The sequence below is a fragment of the Marivita sp. genome (assembly GCF_020055635.1).
Taxonomy (GTDB): Bacteria; Pseudomonadota; Alphaproteobacteria; order Rhodobacterales; family Rhodobacteraceae; genus Marivita.
In genome coordinates this window covers 43618-61082 of record NZ_JAIPUT010000017.1, presented here as the reverse complement: position 1 = coordinate 61082, position 17465 = coordinate 43618, and the positions used below count along the sequence as shown (strand labels likewise).

At 65.2% G+C, this 17465-nt stretch carries 17 protein-coding genes; 12 read left to right on the top strand and 5 right to left on the bottom strand.

All coding sequences use genetic code 11. From position 1 onward, the window contains the following. The first annotated feature begins 45 nt into the window (after window positions 1-45). Complete coding sequence (hisD, locus tag LCF60_RS10465; protein WP_292291652.1) at window positions 46-1347, top strand: histidinol dehydrogenase; 1302 nt, start codon at window positions 46-48, stop codon at window positions 1345-1347. 57 nt (window positions 1348-1404) lie between these two features. Then, window positions 1405-2808, top strand: a complete 1404-nt coding sequence (gene murD / locus LCF60_RS10460) for a UDP-N-acetylmuramoyl-L-alanine--D-glutamate ligase (protein WP_292291651.1) — start codon at window positions 1405-1407, stop codon at window positions 2806-2808. 28 nt (window positions 2809-2836) lie between these two features. On the opposite strand, the gene LCF60_RS10455 is transcribed toward murD, so the two are convergent. From LCF60_RS10455 to LCF60_RS10440, 4 genes are all read right to left on the bottom strand, one after another. Beyond that, window positions 2837-3274 carry a hypothetical protein gene (locus LCF60_RS10455; RefSeq protein ID WP_292291650.1) on the bottom strand — a complete coding sequence of 146 codons (438 nt, stop codon included), beginning with the start codon at window positions 3272-3274 and terminating at the stop codon, window positions 2837-2839. 81 nt (window positions 3275-3355) lie between these two features. Continuing rightward, window positions 3356-4030: a hypothetical protein gene (locus LCF60_RS10450; protein ID WP_292291649.1), complete on the bottom strand. Its 675-nt coding sequence runs from the start codon at window positions 4028-4030 to the stop codon at window positions 3356-3358. Continuing rightward, a complete protein-coding gene (locus LCF60_RS10445) occupies window positions 4027-4689 on the bottom strand; it encodes a hypothetical protein (protein WP_292291648.1) in 663 nt (220 codons plus the stop codon). The genes LCF60_RS10450 and LCF60_RS10445 overlap by 4 nt, the downstream gene beginning before the upstream one ends. A 32-nt stretch (window positions 4690-4721) precedes the next feature. Then, a complete protein-coding gene (locus LCF60_RS10440; RefSeq protein WP_292291647.1) occupies window positions 4722-5903 on the bottom strand; it encodes an NAD(P)/FAD-dependent oxidoreductase in 1182 nt (393 codons plus the stop codon). 143 nt (window positions 5904-6046) lie between these two features. On the opposite strand from LCF60_RS10440, the gene ftsW reads away from it, so the two are divergent. From ftsW to ftsA, 9 genes are all read left to right on the top strand, one after another. Then, entirely contained in the window at window positions 6047-7213 is a 1167-nt protein-coding gene (gene ftsW, locus LCF60_RS10435; protein WP_292291646.1) for a putative lipid II flippase FtsW, read from the top strand. 88 nt (window positions 7214-7301) lie between these two features. Further along, window positions 7302-8420 (top strand): UDP-N-acetylglucosamine--N-acetylmuramyl-(pentapeptide) pyrophosphoryl-undecaprenol N-acetylglucosamine transferase, encoded by a 1119-nt coding sequence (locus tag LCF60_RS10430; protein ID WP_292291645.1) that lies wholly within the window; start codon window positions 7302-7304, stop codon window positions 8418-8420. Continuing rightward, window positions 8417-9814: a UDP-N-acetylmuramate--L-alanine ligase gene (gene murC / locus LCF60_RS10425; protein WP_292291644.1), complete on the top strand. Its 1398-nt coding sequence runs from the start codon at window positions 8417-8419 to the stop codon at window positions 9812-9814. The genes LCF60_RS10430 and murC overlap by 4 nt, the downstream gene beginning before the upstream one ends. 219 nt (window positions 9815-10033) lie before the next feature. Beyond that, window positions 10034-10282, top strand: coding sequence for a DUF2484 family protein (locus LCF60_RS10420; RefSeq protein ID WP_292291643.1), 249 nt, complete (start codon window positions 10034-10036; stop codon window positions 10280-10282). Beyond that, the gene (locus tag LCF60_RS10415) at window positions 10282-10539 is read left to right on the top strand and encodes a DUF2484 family protein (protein ID WP_292291642.1); all 258 of its coding nucleotides are present in this window, start codon (window positions 10282-10284) and stop codon (window positions 10537-10539) included. Before LCF60_RS10420 ends, LCF60_RS10415 begins: the two co-directional genes overlap by 1 nt. Window positions 10540-10578: 39 nt before the next feature. Beyond that, on the top strand, window positions 10579-11526 hold the full coding sequence (murB, locus tag LCF60_RS10410) for a UDP-N-acetylmuramate dehydrogenase (RefSeq protein ID WP_292291641.1): 948 nt from the start codon (window positions 10579-10581) through the stop codon (window positions 11524-11526). Between the two features lie 130 nt (window positions 11527-11656). Next, window positions 11657-12571, top strand: a complete 915-nt coding sequence (locus tag LCF60_RS10405) for a D-alanine--D-alanine ligase (protein ID WP_292291639.1) — start codon at window positions 11657-11659, stop codon at window positions 12569-12571. Continuing rightward, window positions 12559-13434 carry a cell division protein FtsQ/DivIB gene (locus LCF60_RS10400; RefSeq protein WP_292291637.1) on the top strand — a complete coding sequence of 292 codons (876 nt, stop codon included), beginning with the start codon at window positions 12559-12561 and terminating at the stop codon, window positions 13432-13434. Before LCF60_RS10405 ends, LCF60_RS10400 begins: the two co-directional genes overlap by 13 nt. Continuing rightward, window positions 13431-14765 (top strand): cell division protein FtsA, encoded by a 1335-nt coding sequence (gene ftsA / locus LCF60_RS10395; RefSeq protein ID WP_292291635.1) that lies wholly within the window; start codon window positions 13431-13433, stop codon window positions 14763-14765. Before LCF60_RS10400 ends, ftsA begins: the two co-directional genes overlap by 4 nt. Window positions 14766-14817: 52 nt before the next feature. Here the strand turns inward: ftsA and LCF60_RS10390 are convergent, their stop codons facing one another. Beyond that, window positions 14818-15276 carry a BLUF domain-containing protein gene (locus LCF60_RS10390; protein ID WP_292291633.1) on the bottom strand — a complete coding sequence of 153 codons (459 nt, stop codon included), beginning with the start codon at window positions 15274-15276 and terminating at the stop codon, window positions 14818-14820. A gap of 477 nt (window positions 15277-15753) precedes the next feature. On the opposite strand from LCF60_RS10390, the gene ftsZ reads away from it, so the two are divergent. Continuing rightward, window positions 15754-17379 carry a cell division protein FtsZ gene (gene ftsZ / locus LCF60_RS10385; protein ID WP_292291632.1) on the top strand — a complete coding sequence of 542 codons (1626 nt, stop codon included), beginning with the start codon at window positions 15754-15756 and terminating at the stop codon, window positions 17377-17379. Window positions 17380-17465 lie beyond the last annotated feature (86 nt).

Below are 17465 nucleotides of genomic sequence, written 5' to 3'. Positions count from 1 at the left end.
GGCGGCGCGGTCTAAGTACCCGGCAAAGCTGATCCGGAGGGCGTGATGCCACAATTCCTGTCCACGACCGATGCCGATTTCGACGCGCGCTTTACCGCCATCCTGAACGCCAAGCGCGAGGACAGCCCGGACGTGGATGACGTGGTCGCGGGCATCATCGCGGACGTGCGGGCACGTGGCGATGCGGCTGTGCTGGACCTGACCGCGAAATTCGACCGGCTTGAGCTGACCGCGGCGCAGCTGCGCGTGTCCGAGGCCGAGATCGACGCCGAGATCGCCAAGGTGCCAGAGGCCGAGCGCATCGCCTTGGAAACCGCGGCCGAGCGTATCCGAGCCTATCATGCTCGGCAGTTGCCGCAGGACGAGATGTGGACCGACGACCAGGGCGCGACGCTTGGATGGCGCTGGACGCCCGTGTCGGCGGCGGGGCTTTATGTGCCCGGCGGGCTTGCCAGCTACCCGTCCTCGGTCCTGATGAACGCGGTGCCGGCCAAGGTGGCGGGGGTCGGGCGGCTTGCAGTGACTGTGCCGACGCCGGACGGCGTCATCAATCCGTTGGTGATGATGGCCTGCCGCATCGCCGGTGTGGACGAGGTTTACCGGATCGGCGGCGCACAGGCGATTGCGGCGCTGGCTTACGGCACCGAGACCATCGCGCCGGTGGACAAGATCACCGGACCGGGCAACGCTTTTGTGGCCGCCGCCAAACGCAGGGTCTTCGGCAAGGTCGGCATCGACATGATCGCGGGGCCGTCGGAGATTCTTGTGATCGCAGATGGCGACAACGACCCCGACTGGATCGCGCTGGATCTCATGTCACAGGCCGAACACGACGAATCCGCGCAATCGCTGCTGATCACCACCGATGCGGGTTTTGGTCAGGCGGTGGCCGAGGCCGTGGAGAAACGGCTCGAAACGCTGGAACGCCGCGCGATTGCCGAGGCAAGCTGGCGCGATTTCGGGGCAATCATTACCGTGCGCGATCTGGACGAGGCGGTGACGCTGTGCGACCGGATCGCGCCGGAACACCTGGAGCTGTGCGTCGCGGACCCTGACGCGCTGTCGGCCCGGATCACCCATGCGGGCGCGATCTTCCTCGGCCAGTGGACGCCCGAGGCGATTGGGGATTATGTCGGCGGTCCGAACCACGTTCTGCCCACGGCCCGCTCTGCGCGGTTTTCGTCCGGGCTGTCGGTGCTGGATTTCGTCAAGCGCACCACGCTGGCCCGCATGTCGCCCGACGCGTTGCGCGCCATCGGTCCTGCGGCGGAAACGCTGGCGCGGTCTGAATCGCTCGAGGCACACGGGTTGTCCGTCACGGCACGTTTGCGCAAGCTCAACGGCTGACCTTTCAAGCCGCATCCAGATGCGCTAGCGATTGGCGGACTTATCAAGAGGTGCGCAATGATCCCGGTTCAGGGTTTTGAAGGCCATCAGGTGGCCGTGTTGGGGTTGGGCCGGTCCGGCCTGTCGGCGGCGCGGGCGCTGCGCGACGGGGGCGCGACCCCGATCTGCTGGGACGACAACCCCAAGGCCCGCGAATCTGCCGAGGCCGAAGGCTTCGAGATCCGCGACCTGTCGCGCGATGGCGCGTTCGAGGCGATTGCCAGCCTGATCGTCAGCCCCGGCATTCCGCATCTTTATCCCGCGCCCAATCCGGTGATCGCCAAGGCATGGCGCGCCGGTGTGCCGGTAGACAACGACATCGGCCTGTTCTTCCGGTCGCTGGCAACGGGCGAATGGGACGAGTTCGACACTGCGCCGCGCGTCATTGCCGTGACCGGATCGAATGGCAAATCCACCACCTCGGCACTGATCCATCACATCCTCGAAACCGTGGGGCGCAGCAGCCAGCTTGCCGGCAATATCGGGCGCGGTGTGCTGGATATCGACCCGCCGGGGGATGGCGACGTGGTGGTGCTGGAGCTGTCCAGCTACCAGACCGATCTGGCCCGCGCGCTGACGCCGGATGTGGCGGTGTTCACCAACCTGTCGCCGGACCACCTTGACCGGCATGCGGGGCTGGGCGGCTATTTCGCGGCCAAGCGTAGGCTCTTTGCCGAAGGCGGGCCGGACCGCGCGGTGATCGGCGTGGATGAAAACGAGGGGCTCTATATCGCCAACCAGCTGGCCGAAGGACCCGGCGATGATCGGGTGATCCGGGTGTCCTCGGGCCAGAAACTGAGCGGCCCCGGCTGGATGGTCTATGCGCGCAAGGGGTTCCTGACCGAATGGCGCAAGGCCAAGCAGGTCGCGTCGATCGACCTGCGCGGGATCAAGGGTCTGCCAGGCGCACATAATCACCAGAACGCCTGCGCCGCCTATGCCGCCGTGCGCGCGCTGGGCGTGGCGCCGCGCCAGATCGAGGCGGCGTTGCACAGCTTTGGGGGGTTGCCGCATCGCAGCCAGATCATCGCGGAACAGAATGGCGTCACTTACGTGAACGACAGCAAGGCGACAAACGTCGATTCCGCGCTCAAGGCGTTGGAGGCGTTCCAGAACATCCGCTGGATCTGTGGCGGGTTGCAAAAGGAAGGTGGGCTGGACGGGCTGGCTCCGGGGTTCGAGCATGTCCGCAAAGCCTATGTCATCGGGCGCGAGGCCGATGCCTTTGCCGTGCAGCTGACCGGGGTCGAGACCGAAGCCTGCGGTACGATGGAGATGGCGGTTGCGCGCGCGGTCGCCGAGGCCGAACCGGGTGACGTGGTGCTGCTGGCCCCGGCGGCGGCCAGTTTCGATCAGTATGACAGCTTCGAGAAACGCGGCGAGGATTTCGCGGCACAGGTGCAGGGCGCGCTGTCGGCGTGATCCGCGCGGGGCACGTCGGGTCGCCGGGTCAGTCGATCTTCCCGGCGACGTTTTCGGCGAAGGCGGCGATCATCGCGTCGTAGACCGCATGGCTGTCGCCCATGGTTTCCTCGGTGGTCACCGAGAGTTCGTAGACCTCTTCGACGACATGTTCCGGTGCGATGATCTTCACGAGGCCTTTCAGCACCGAGTGATCGGGCATGTCGTCCTGTGCCGCGTCGGGCGTCAGCGCGACCTCGTTGATCTCGACGTCGATTTCCGATCCGTCCTCGCCAAGATGCCCCGTGATCCGCTCTGCGATGGCGGCCTCCAGATCGCTTCCCAACGCATTCCAGAAATGCGCCGCCTCGCTGTTTTCCATCGAGTGCAGCTCTACCGTGACGTTGATTTCGCTGATGGTCTCGGCGGCCAGAGCGCCTGCTGCCCAGACCGAAAGCCCCATGGCGCTTAGAATGGTCTTGAGCATGTCGGCCTCGTTGCGTTGCTGGTGTCATGTCAACCGCAGGGCTGCCGAAATGTTCCGTTTGTGATCATGCGTGATCGCGCGTCAACTGCCCGTGATCGGCCCGGAGTTGCGGTCGCGCAATTGCGGCAGAAGGCCCGAGTCGAGCGCCTTGCGGTGCAGCACGCCCAGTTGCGCCGGCACTTTCGGCAGGTCGAGGATATAGGCGATGGCGAACCGGTGCATCCCGCCGCCATCGCGCAACGGGGTGCCGTCGCGCGCGATATGCACCAGGATGCCGCCCTGTTCGCCACGGGTCCGGTTCACGCTGCCATGCGGACGCAGCGTGCCGGTGCGCCGGGCTTCGTCGTATATGCGATCAAGCCGTTCGTACCGCGCGATCAGGTCTTCGCGGGTTCGGCATCCATCGGCGCGGCCCTTTTCGTCGATTTGCCTGAGCATCCAGTCGAAAAGATCGGTCTTCTGCCAGGGCACGCCTTTTTGGAAATGATCGCGAATCCCGTCAAGCTTGATCTGGCTGCCGAAGGGTTTGCGCGAGCGGTCCCAATCGCCATCCGCCACCATCCCTGAATGACGGCGCCGGAATTTCGGCGCGCCATGCGCGGGATCCGGGTGGTACCAATGGGTGACGTCCCGCGGGCGAATCCAGATCAGTTCATCGCTCCGGGGGGCGTCCGGACCGAACCGGAGCCGGTTGCTCAGGTCGCGCAGGGTCTTGACCGGAACGCCGGCGGCCACGGCCTGTCGCAAGCCGGTCATGCCCGGTGCCCCCGGAACCGGGCCAGCGCGCCAGAGGCCAACGCGCCGGGATGCACCACGCCAAGCTGAGCGGGGATGCGCGTCAGCCCCAGCGCCCGCGCGATGCCGACGCGGTGATTTCCGATCGCGCCGAAAATCGGGGCGCCATCGCGGCCCATATGCACGAACACGCCGCCCGGCAGGCGCGGCCCGCCAAGGCGCGTGACGGTGTCATCGCGAAACCCGTGCGCCGTGATGCTTGCGTGAAGTTGGTCGATCGCGTCATAGCGCGCGCGGATGTCCTCGGGCGAATGGCAACTGTCGAAGGACCCACGCGCCGTGACCATCTCCTGCATCCGGTCGAAAACACCGGTCTCCTCCCACGCGCGGCCGTCCCGGAAACGGGCCAGGCAGGCGGCGATTTTCCACGACTGGTCAAGCGGTTCGGTCTGCCGGTCCCAGTCACCGCCGATCACCATGCCCGAATGGCGCCGCTTGAAATCCGGTGTCTGGGCCGGATTGCGCACATAGATCCGGGTCAGCGCGCCGGGGTCGATCCAGATGCGCTCCTGCGCCATCGGTGCGCCGCTGCCGCGCATCGCGCGGTTCGCAAGATCGCGCAAGGGTCCGCGCAAAAGCACGACGGGCGCCTTGGGAACGGGGTGGGATGCGTGCGACATACGTGCAGAATTGTAACAGGTCGGTGACGGATTCAAGCCTGTTCGCGCAAGGCCCGTCCAGCGGCGACGCCGGAACTCCAGGCCCACTGGAAATTGTAGCCGCCCAGCCAGCCGGTCACATCCACCGCTTCACCGATCATGTAGAGGCCGGGCACATCGCGGGACATCATCGTCTTGCTGTCGATCCGGTCGGTGGCGATCCCGCCCAGCGTCACCTCGGCGGTGCGGTAGCCTTCGCTGCCGGTGGGGGTCAGCGTCCAGTGGTGCAGACGGGTGGTGATCTCGTCAATGCGTCTGTCGGACAGGTCACCGACATTTCCGGCCAGCGTCAACTCGCCAGAGAGATGGTCCACCAGCCGTTCCGGCAGCACCTCGGCCAGGGCGGTGGTGACATTGCGTTTGCCGTGGGTCTGGCGGGCTGCCTTCAGCGTGGTGGCCAGATCGTGTTCCGGCAAAAGGTCCAGCGTGATCGCATCGCCCTCGGACCAATAACTCGAGATTTGCAGCACCGCAGGCCCGCTCAGCCCGCGATGGGTAAAGAGCAGCGCCTCTTCGAAGGCCGTGCCGTTGGCCGTGGCCACCACGGGGGCCGACACGCCGGAAATCGGCGCGAAGCGCTGATCGGAAAAGGTCAACGGCACAAGGGCCGGGCGGGTGTCGGTCAGGACATGCCCGAACTGCCGCGCGATATCATAGGCCAGCCCGGTCGCGCCCATCTTGGGGATCGACTTGCCGCCCGTCGCCAGCACGAGATTGCGCGCGGTGACGCTGTGGCGTTTGCCCTCGCGTTCGATCTGCGCTGTGAACCGCGTGCCATCGTGGCTCAGGTCCACAAGCGATGTCTGCAGCCAAAGCTGTGCGCCGGCCTGCGCCATCTCGGTGCGCAGCATGTCGACAATCTGCGTCGCCTTGTCGTCGCAAAAAAGCTGACCCAGCGTCTTTTCATGCCACGCGATCTTGTGACGGGTCACGAGGTCGAGGAAATCCCACTGGGTGTAGCGGCTCAGCGCGGATTTGTGGAAATGCGGGTTCTTGCCAAGAAAGCAAGCGGGATCGGTGTGCATGTTTGTGAAGTTGCAGCGCCCGCCGCCCGAGATGCGGATCTTTTCGCCCGGTGCCTTGGCGTGGTCGATGATCAGCGTCGACGGCCCGGCCTGCGCCGCGCACATCATGCCGGCTGCGCCAGCGCCAAGGATCAACGTGTCCACCTGCATGGCGGGCATCCATCACGGAACCGCACAACACGCAAGAGGGAGGCGGCGAATCATTCCTCTGGATCGGTCGAATCATATCGGTTAGGATCGACGCAGAGACCCGGGTCAACACGGGCGATCGAGGCAGAAAGTGCGGTGAAACCATGACGGAAATGGTCTATGGCGCGGTGCCAACCCGCGCGGGAGAACCTGTGTTGCCCAAGTGGTGGCGCACGGTCGACAAATGGTCCTTGTCCTGCATCCTGATCCTTTTCGGCGTCGGCATCCTGCTGGGACTTGCCGCATCCCCACCCCTGGCGGAACGCAACGGCTTTGCGCCGTTCCATTACGTTCAGAGGCAGGCCGTTTTCGGCGGTCTGGCATTGGGTGCGATGATCTTCGTGTCGATGCTGGGGCCCATCGTGGTCCGCCGGGTCGCGGTGCTGGGTTTTGTCGCGGCCTTTGTCGCGCTGGCCTTGCTGCCCTTTTTCGGCACGGATTTCGGCAAGGGTGCGGTGCGATGGTATTCGCTCGGCTTTGCCGCGATCCAGCCGTCCGAATTTCTCAAGCCGGCCTTCGTCATCGTCGTGGCCTGGTTGCTGGCAGCCAGCCAGGATCTGGGTGGCCCGCCCGGCAAGACCCTGTCCTTCGCAGTGACCGTCAGCATCGTGCTGATGCTCGCGCTGCAACCGGATTTCGGACAGGCGTGTCTGGTGCTGTTCGGCTGGGGCGTGATGTATTTCGTCGCCGGGGCGCCGATGCTGTTGCTGATGGTGCTGGCGGGTCTGGTGGTGATGGCCGGGACCGTGGCCTACCAGAATTCCGAACATTTTGCGCGCCGCATCGACGGCTTCCTCAGCCCCGAGGTCGATCCGACCACCCAGCTTGGCTATGCCACCAACGCCATCCGCGAAGGCGGTTTCCTGGGGGTCGGCGTGGGTGAGGGGCAGGTGAAATGGTCGCTGCCCGATGCCCATACCGACTTCATCATCGCCGTGGCCGCCGAGGAATATGGCCTTGTGCTGGTCCTCATCATCATCGCGCTTTACGCCACCATCGTGGTGCGGTCGCTGCTGCGGCTGATGCGCGAACGCGATCCGTTCATCCGTCTGGCGGGTACCGGGCTGGCCTGCATGTTCGGCGTGCAGGCGATGATCAACATGGGGGTTGCGGTGCGGCTGCTGCCCGCCAAGGGCATGACGCTGCCCTTCGTGAGCTACGGGGGCTCATCGCTCATCGCGGGGGGCATCGCCGTGGGCATGCTTCTGGCCTTCACGCGCTCGCGTCCGCAGGGGGAAATCGGCGATATCTTGCGGGGACGGTTGCGATAGTGCCATCATGTGGGCGTTTCCCGTCCCGGTTTGTTGACAAACGCCTTTCGGACAGGTCTCTGTCCTTCAATCCTTGGGCGGGGACATCATGAGCAAACCTTATCTTATCATCGCGGCAGGCGGGACCGGCGGGCACATGTTCCCGGCGCAGGCTCTGGCCGAGGTCATGCTGCGGCGCGGGTGGCGGGTGAAGCTGTCCACCGATGCGCGGGGCGCGCGTTACACGGGCGGCTTTCCGCATTCCACCGAGATCGAACAGGTGGCCAGCGCCACCTTCGCGCGCGGGGGCGTGCTGTCGAGGGCGCTGGTGCCCTTCCGGGTGCTGGGCGGCGTCTTCTCGATGTCGTGGCGGATGCTGCGCCAGCGGCCCGATGTGGTTGTGGGGTTCGGCGGTTACCCGTCGATCCCGGCGCTGGGCGCGGCCTGGATCCTGCGGCGGCCGCGGATGATCCATGAACAGAACGGCGTGCTGGGTCGGGTGAACGGCCTTTTCGCCAAGCGTGTGGACCGGGTGGCCTGCGGCACCTGGCCGACGGTCCTGCCCGAAGGTGTCGAGGCGGTGCATGTCGGCAACCCGGTGCGGCGCGCCGTCAGGGACCGCGCGGGCGCGGCCTATATCCCGCCCGGCGATTACCCGATGTCGATCCTTGTCATCGGCGGAAGCCAGGGCGCACGGGTCCTGTCGGACGTGGTGCCGCCCGCGATCGCGTCCTTGCCGCTGGAGACCTTGCAACACCTGCGCGTCAGCCATCAGGCGCGCGACGAAGACGGCGAACGCGTGGCCGCCTATTATGCCGAACACGGGGTCGATGCCGAGGTGCAGCCCTTCTTCAACGACGTGCCCAAGCGGATGAGCGAGGCGCAGCTGGTGATCTCGCGTTCGGGCGCATCGAGCGTGGCGGATATTTCCGTCATCGGACGCCCGTCGATCCTCATTCCCTTCGCCGCCGCGACCGCCGATCACCAGACCGCCAATGCGCGCGGGCTGGTCGAGGCGGGGGCGGCGATCCGCATTCCCGAAAGCAAGCTGACCGTCGACAGCCTTGCCGAACAGATCTTTGCAGTTTTGCAGGATTCCCACGGCGCTTTGCAAATGTCGCTGGCCGCGCTGGCGCAAGCCAGGCCCGACGCCGCCGAAGACCTCGCCGGACTGGTGGAAACGCTGGCCGGCCACGCTCCCCAGGACCCGGAAGGACAGACCGAATGAACGCCGCCACCAAATTGCCTGTCGATATCGGCGCCATCCATTTCGTCGGCATCGGCGGCATCGGCATGTCCGGCATCGCCGAGGTTCTGGTGAACCTGGGCTACACGGTGCAGGGGTCTGACCTGAAGGCGTCCAAGATCACCAACCGCCTGGCGGGCCTGGGCGCGCGGATCTTCGAAGGGCAAAGGGCCGAGAACCTGGACGGGGCGGAGGTGGTCGTCATCTCGACCGCGATCAAGCCGGGCAATCCCGAACTGGACGAGGCGCGGCTGCGCGGCCTGCCGGTGGTGCGCCGGGCCGACATGCTGGCCGAACTGATGCGGCTGAAGTCGAACATCGCCATTGCGGGCACCCATGGCAAGACGACGACCACCACGATGATGGCCGAACTGATGGTGGCGGGCGGATTTGATCCGACCGTGATCAATGGCGGGATCATCCACGCCTATGGCTCGAACGCGCGGATGGGGCAGGGCGAATGGATGGTGGTCGAGGCCGACGAGAGCGATGGATCGTTCAACCGTCTGCCCGCGACCATCGGCGTCGTCACCAATATCGACCCCGAACATATGGAACACTGGGGCGATTTCGATCGGTTGCGGCAGGGGTTCCAGGACTTCGTGTCGAACATTCCCTTTTACGGGCTGGCCGTGTGCTGCACGGACCATGAAGAGGTACAGCGGCTGGTGGGCAAGGTCACGGACCGGCGTGTCGTGACCTATGGCTTCAACGCGCAGGCGGATGTGCGGGCGGTGAACCTGACCTATGAAAAGGGCGTGGCGCATTTCGACATCGCGTTGCAGGCCGAGGGTGACGGCATAGAGGGCTGCACCCTGCCGATGCCGGGCGATCACAACGTGTCGAACGCGCTGTCCGCGGTGGCGGTGGCCCGGCACCTGGGCATGAAGAAATCCGAGATCCGCGAAGCATTGGCGGCCTTTGGCGGCGTGAACCGGCGCTTCACCAAGGTGGGCGAGTGGAACGGCGTCACGATCATCGACGATTACGGCCATCATCCGGTCGAGATTGCCGCCGTGCTCAAGGCGGCGCGGCAGGCGTCGGACGGGCGCGTGATCGCGGTGCACCAGCCGCATCGATATACCCGCCTGTCCAGCCTGTTCGACGATTTCTGCGCCTGTTTCAACGAGGCCGACGTGGTGGCGATCGCCGAGGTCTTCGCTGCCGGCGAGGACCCGATCGAAGGCGCGTCGCGGGATGACCTGGTGGCGGGGCTGATCCGCCACGGCCACCGCCATGCCCGCGCCATTTTGAACGAGGACGATCTGGAACGGCTGGTCCGCGAACAGGCCCGCGAAGGCGATATCGTGGTCTGTCTTGGCGCGGGGACGATCTCGACCTGGGCCAACGGGCTGCCCGATCGGTTGGCGACGTGAGGGGGGCGGAGGATGCGGTGACGCATCCTCGATTTTCGGTCGACCGAAAACAGGGGCTTCGCCCCTCGGCCTCCGGCCTCACCCCAGGATATTTTCGAACCAGAGAATTTCGGGACCGGGCAGGGGTCGTCGGATTTCCCTTTTTTGGTCGTGATTTGGCCTGACGCCTGGGCTTGGTTGTGGCAGGGTCGAAAGGCTTCGGAAACACGGGAGACACGCATGCTTCTTTGGCTTTGCATTGCATGGGCGTTTGCGTCCGCGGTTGTTGCCATGCTGCCGATGCGCTGGCAATATGTGCCCGGCGTGATGCTGTTGTTGGCGGCGCCAGTGCTGATCTGGATGATTGCCCGGGCGGTCGGCATCTGGGCGGCGTTTGCCGGGCTGCTGGCCTTCGGGTCGATGTACCGCAACCCGCTGCGGTATTTCTGGAAACGCCTGACCGGGCAAGAGGTGGAGATCCCCCGATAATGAGCTATTCCCTGAGCGCGGCGTGCTGCTGGATCATCCTGGCCGCTATCCTGGCGGCGATCCCGTCGCAGGACAATCATTGGCGGAGGGCCTATCTGTTGATGACCCTGGGCCTGCCGATCCTGATCTGGGTCTATGTCAGCGATGGACTGTTCTGGGGCTTGGCCGTCACGGCGGCGATGGCCAGCGTGTTCCGCTGGCCGCTGCGCTATCTGTTCGCGTGGATCCTGCGGCAGGTCACGCGCCGCGCCGAATGAGGCTTTACGCCTTGGCCTTTGCATTGCACAAGGCGGGCCATGACGCGACTTCCCGATGTGCGGGGCCGGTTGAGCCCTGACAAACCGCTTTCCGATCTGACCTGGCTGCGCGTGGGCGGGCCTGCGGACTGGCTGTTTCAGCCGGCCGATCTGGACGATCTGGGCTGTTTCCTGCGCGATCTGCCGGATGACGTACCGGTCTTTCCGATGGGTGTCGGATCGAACCTGATCGTGCGCGATGGCGGGCTGCGCGCGGTGGTGATCCGGCTGGGGCGCGGCTTCAACGGCATCTCGGTCGCGGGCAACCGCGTGACGGCCGGTGCGGCGGCGCTGGATGCGCATGTGGCGCGCCGGGCGGCGGATGCAGGGGTCGACCTGACCTTTCTGCGCACGATCCCGGGTGCGATCGGCGGCGCGGTCTGCATGAATGCGGGGTGCTACGGGTCCTACGTGGCCGATCATCTTGTCGAAATCCGTGTGGTCCTGCGGTCGGGAGAGCATGTGACCCTGCCTGCCGAGGCGCTGCACCTCGCTTACCGGTCGAGCGATCTGCCCGAGGGCGCGGTGGTCGTCGAGGCGGTGTTCGAGGGTGCATCGGGCGATCCGGCGGACCTGCACGCGCGCATGGAAGACCAGCTGGCCAAGCGCGATGCGACCCAGCCCACGAAGGACCGCACGGCGGGCAGCACCTTCCGCAATCCGGCGGGGTTTTCTTCGACCGGCAAGGCGGATGACGTGCATGACCTCAAGGCCTGGAAGGTGATCGACGAGGCGGGGATGCGCGGGGCGACGCGCGGCGGGGCGCAGATGTCGCCCAAGCATTCGAATTTTCTGGTCAACACCGGGGGCGCCACGGCGGCTGACCTCGAGGGGCTGGGCGAAGAGGTGCGAAAAAAGGTTTTCCAACACTCTGGAATAGAGTTAGAATGGGAAATCAAACGCGTCGGCATGTCATTGGGAAATGCGGCGCGGGCTGACAAGGGATAAACCCTTGCAGGTGAAGGCAGTGCGCCGGGCAGGTTGCACGACATGACAATGGGGCCTGACCCCGGATAAATCGGGGCAAAGCCCCAGGCAGAATGGGGGAAAACCCCCATGATTTGAGGCGGTTTTGGGTATGTCGAGCAGGGCAAACCCGAAAGTGGCAGTATTGATGGGTGGCCCCTCGGCCGAACGCGAGGTGTCGCTGTCGACGGGGCGCGAATGTGCTGCCGCTTTGCGGGACGAGGGATTTGAGGTGCACGAGGTCGATGCCGGCCGTGATCTTGCATCCGTGCTGACCGCGCTTTCTCCTGATGTGTGTTTCAACGCCCTGCATGGCCGCTGGGGTGAGGATGGCTGTGTGCAGGGTCTGCTGGAATGGCTGGGCCTGCCCTATACCCATTCCGGCGTGCTCGCGTCGTCTCTGGCGATGGACAAGGAGCGCACCAAGGACGTCTATCGCAGGCATCGCCTGCCGGTGGTGGAGAGCCTTCTGGCGGCGCGCGACGAGGTGCGGCACCGTCACGTGATGCCGCCGCCCTATGTGGTCAAGCCGTTCAACGAAGGCTCCTCGGTCGGGGTCTACCTGGTCAACGAGGACGCCAACGGGCCGCCGCAGCTTTCCGACGAGATGCCCGAGACCGTGATGGTCGAGGCCTTTGCGCCGGGGCGGGAACTGACGACCACGGTGGTTGGCGATCGGGCCCTGTGCGTGACCGACATCCTGACCGACGGGTGGTACGATTACGACGCGAAATACAAGCCCGGCGGGTCGCGGCACGTGCTGCCGGCCGACGTGCCGGACGAGATCACCGCAGCCTGTCTGGACTTCGCGCAGCGGGCGCATGGCGCGCTGGGGTGCCGGGGCGTGAGCCGCACCGATTTCCGCTGGGACGAGAGCAGGGGGCTCGACGGGCTGATCCTGCTCGAGACCAACACGCAGCCGGGCATGACGCCGACATCGCTGACGCCTGAACAGGCGGCGCATGTGGGCATGGGGTTCGGCGCGCTGTGCCGCTGGATCGTGGAGGATGCGTCATGTCACAGATGAGCGCGCGCCCCGATCCCGCGCCGTCGCGGCTCAAGTACCGGATGGAGCGTCTGATGCTGACGCCGCTTTTCCGGCTGCTTCTGCGCTTCGGGGTGCCCTGTCTTCTGACCTTCGGCGTGGCCAGCTGGTGGCTCTCGGTCGATCACAACCGGATGAAGATCATCGACACCTATGCCGATCTCCGGTCCCAGGTCGAAAGTCGCCCGGAGTTCATGGTCAACATGATGGCCGTCGACGGAGCGAGCGAGTTGGTGGCCGAGGGCATTCGGCAGATGCTGCCGATTGATTTCCCCGTCAGTTCATTCGATCTCGACCTCGAGAAGATGCGCGAGACCATCGTTTCGCTCGATCCGGTGAAGTCGGCGCGGCTTTACGTCCGGCAGGGCAACGTGCTCCAGGTGGACGTGGTCGAACGCGTGCCCGTCGTGCTGTGGCGCAACGATCGGGGGCTGGCGCTTCTGGACAATGAGGGCGTGCTTGTCGGTCCGGCCTTCGTGCGCACCGATTGGCCCGAATTGCCGCTGATCGTCGGCGACGGCGCGGATTTGCGTGTCACCGAAGCGCTGGATCTCGTGGCGGCGGCAGAGCCGCTTTCGACACGGCTGCGCGGACTGGTGCGCATGGGCGAGCGGCGCTGGGACGTGGTGCTGGACCGCGACCAGCGCGTCCTGTTGCCCGAAACCGAGGCGGTGCAGGCGCTCGAGCGCGTGATCGCGATGAACCAGGCGGTGGACATGCTGGAGCGCGACCTCGTGGCGGTCGATCTTCGGTTGCCGCACCGACCGACACTCAGAATGACAGACGGAGCGGTGCAGGAATTGCTTCGCATCCGGGCGATCGAGGCAGGGGAACCATTGGAATGATCGAGCTTTACGAGTCACAGCGGGCAATGCGCAACATGCGCCGGGCGGCGATGCAGAGAGGGGTGATCGCCATTCTCGACATTGGCAGCTCGAAGATTGCCTGCCTGGTTCTGCGGTTCGACGGCACCGATCGCGGTGTCGAGAGCGACAGCATCGGATCGCTCGCGGGGCAGTCGGGCTTCCGGGTGATCGGGGCCGCCACAACGCGGTCGCGCGGGGTGCGCTTTGGCGAGATCGATTCGATGGGCGAGACCGAACGCGCCATTCGCACCGCGGTGCAGGCGGCGCAGAAGATGGCGCAGATCCGGGTCGATCACGTGATTGCCTGTTTCGGCGGCGCCGACCCGCGCAGCTACGGGCTTGCCGGCAAGGTCGAGGTGGCCGGGACCACGGTGGATGAACAGGACGTGGCGCGCGTGTTGTCGGCCTGTGACGTGCCGGATTTCGGGCATGGCCGCGAGGTGCTGCACGCGCAGCCGGTGAATTTCGCGCTGGACCACCGCAGCGGTCTGATCGATCCGCGTGGGCAGATCGGTCAGGAACTGGCCACCGACATGCACATGCTGACCGTCGATGCGATGGCGATCCAGAACCTGGCCCATTGCATGAAGCGCTGCGATCTCGAACTGGCGGGCATCGCCAGCTCGGCCTACGTGTCGGGCGTGTCGGCTCTGGTCGAGGACGAACAGGAGCTGGGCGCGGCCTGCATCGACATGGGCGGCGGCGCGACGGGCCTGTCGATCTTCATGAAGAAGCACATGATCTATGCCGATGCGGTGCGCATGGGCGGCGATCACGTGACCAGCGATATCTCGATGGGGTTGCAGGTGCCGATGGCTGTGGCCGAGCGGATCAAGACGTTCCACGGCGGCGTTGTCGCAACCGGCATGGATGACCGCGACATGATCGAGATCGGCGGCGATACCGGAGACTGGCACCATGACCGGCGTACGGTCAGCCGGGCGGAACTCATCGGCATCATGCGCCCGCGGGTCGAGGAGATCCTCGAAGAGGTGCGGGCGCGGCTGGATGTGGCCGGTTTCGAGCATCTGCCAAGCCAGCAGATCGTGTTGACCGGCGGAGCCAGCCAGATCCCCGGACTGGACGGCTTGGCGACCAAGATCCTCGGCCAGCAGGTGCGGCTTGGACGCCCGATGCGGGTGCATGGATTGCCTCAGGCGGCAACCGGGCCGGGATTCGCCAGCGCGGTTGGCCTGTGCCTTTTCGCGGCGCATCCGCAGGACGAATGGTGGGATTTCGAGATCCCGGTGGACCGCTATCCGGCACGTTCCCTGAAGCGCGCGGTCAAATGGTTCCGCGACAACTGGTGAGCGGCGTCCGAGCCGCGGCCCGGACGCGACCTGATCCGCCAAGCGGGCCGGATCACCGTTCCTGAAACGTCTTGAACATCTGCAAGGAAAGTTCTCTTGCCGCGCAATGGCGCCTGTCCAGCGTCATCTCGCCGGGTCTCAGATCGTCGAGCGACTTGAGCGCGTGTCCGGAATGTGCGCCGATTTCATCGGGTCCGACATAGCCCATGTTCCAGGAGGGAAAGGCGCGGCTTTCGACCGTGCAGTCCAGCGTCAACGAGATATTCGTGTGCCGGTCGTCGTCGCAGATGCGCTGGTAGCACTGTCCGACAAGCGACGCATCACCTTCGAGAATCTGGAACCAGAGCATGTCGTGATGCATCAGCACCCCGGTGATCTTGTCATTGGTGTTGTTGCGCACCGACACGTCGAGAATGTCGGACAGGAGGGTGGGTTCCAGGGGCAGCTTCGAGGAGCTTATGTAGGCAAGTTGTCGGATCGTCGGCATCAGATGTCGGTCTTTCGGTGGCATGAAATGTGGCTCTTTTCCCGGGTCCATTTGGACGGACCCGTGCTCACAGGCACGGAAGAAAGCATGTGTCCTGCGCCCTGCGGGCGGCGTGCCCGCCAAGATGCGGTTCGGGGATGTTTCCGGAGAGTGTTTTTCCGCAGTTGCGGACCCGTCATGGGCTGGATCGCACCTAAGCGTTGTGCTACCGTTCCACAAGAGGTCGACGGCAGATCGGCGAAAGAGAGCAGAGTTAAGACATTTCCAGTTTTTGAAAGACGCCTCCGGGCGGCTATCTCCGCTCGTCTGGGGGTCAGCTCGCAGGATTCCGCTACATCTCGTGGGTTTGGCAAAATTCCGCGGTCAAAACGCTTAATTGGCCCAGATTTGGTGCCAAATCCGCGTTTTTTGCGTGACGTTGCCATGCTCAATCGGTAATACTGCGGGGAATAGGCGCAGAAAACGCTCCGAATGGGGCTGAGATAGCAGGCGGACAGACACATGACTTTGAACCTTTCGGTGCCCGGACAGGAAGAATTGAAACCCCGCATCACCGTGTTCGGTGTTGGCGGTGCAGGCGGAAACGCGGTCAACAACATGATCGACAAGGCCCTCGAGGGTGTCGATTTCGTGGTGGCGAACACCGATGCGCAGGCTCTTCAGCAGAGCCGGTCGGCCAGCCGCATCCAGCTTGGCGTCAAGGTCACCGAAGGGCTGGGCGCCGGGGCGCGTGCCACGGTCGGGGCTGCCGCTGCCGAGGAAAGCATCGAGCAGATCGTCGATCACCTGGCCGGCGCGCATATGTGCTTCATCACTGCCGGCATGGGCGGCGGCACCGGGACCGGGGCCGCGCCGATCATCGCACAGGCGGCCCGCGAACTGGGTGTGCTGACCGTCGGTGTCGTGACCAAGCCGTTCCAGTTCGAAGGCGGCAAGCGGATGAAGCAGGCCGAGGACGGGGTCGATGCGCTTCAGAAGGTGGTCGACACGCTGATCATCATTCCGAACCAGAACCTGTTCCGTCTGGCGAATGAAAAGACGACCTTTACCGAAGCGTTCAGCATGGCGGATGACGTGTTGTACCAGGGTGTGAAGGGCGTCACCGACCTGATGGTCCGTCCGGGCCTGATCAACCTCGATTTCGCCGACGTGCGCGCCGTGATGGACGAGATGGGCAAGGCGATGATGGGCACCGGCGAGGCCGAGGGCGAAGATCGCGCCATCCAGGCGGCCGAAAAGGCCATAGCGAACCCGCTGCTGGACGAGATCAGCCTGCGCGGCGCGAAGGGTGTTCTCATCAACATCACCGGCGGTCACGACCTGACCCTGTTCGAACTGGACGAAGCGGCCAACCGTATCCGCGAAGAGGTCGACACGGACGCCAACATCATCGTCGGCTCCACTCTGGACGACGGGATGGAAGGCATGATGCGGGTGAGTGTCGTCGCCACCGGCATCGACGCGGTCGATGTGCACACGGATGTCCCGGTGCCGCGCCGCAAGCTCGCGTCGCCGCTGACACAGGTCACGCAGGTCGAGGAAGAGGCCCGCGTCGAACGCGAAGCGCCGAAGCCCGAGCCGGTGGCCGCGCGGACCCGTGTGGCGGAAGAGCCGTCGCTCTTTACCTCGATGGAGGCCGAGCGCGCCGCTGCGGAAGAGCAGATGGAAACCATTTTCGAACAGGAAGACCGGCACGAAGACGTTGTGGATGACGATGGTCTGCCAGCGCCCGCCTACCGCCCGCAGGTTGCCGAATTCAACCCGCGCGAAGACAGCATCGAAGCCGATCCCGAGCAGTTCGTGGCACCGCGTGCGCCCGCTCCGGGTACGCCAAGCGCCGAAGCTCTGGCCCGATTGCAGGCGGCGGCATCGCGTGCCCGCCCGGCCCCCGGAACCCGACCGGTGCACACCGAGCCCGAGCCCGCCGACAGCGAGCGTCCGCGCTTCGGGATCAATTCGCTGATCAACCGGATGACCGGTCATGCCCAGCAGCCCGAGGCGCCCGTGCGCCGCACCGCGCAGCCGCCGGTTCACTCCAGCGGTGCGGCGCCGGCCCCCGCGCAAGAGCCGGACGAGGACCAGGAACGCATCGAGATCCCGGCCTTCCTGCGGCGTCAGGCCAACTGAACCAGCGACGAGTCGCTGTCGAAACGCCTCCGGTTCCGGGGGCGTTTTCCTTTTGGAACATAGGCTTGCGCGTCATGGCGGGAATC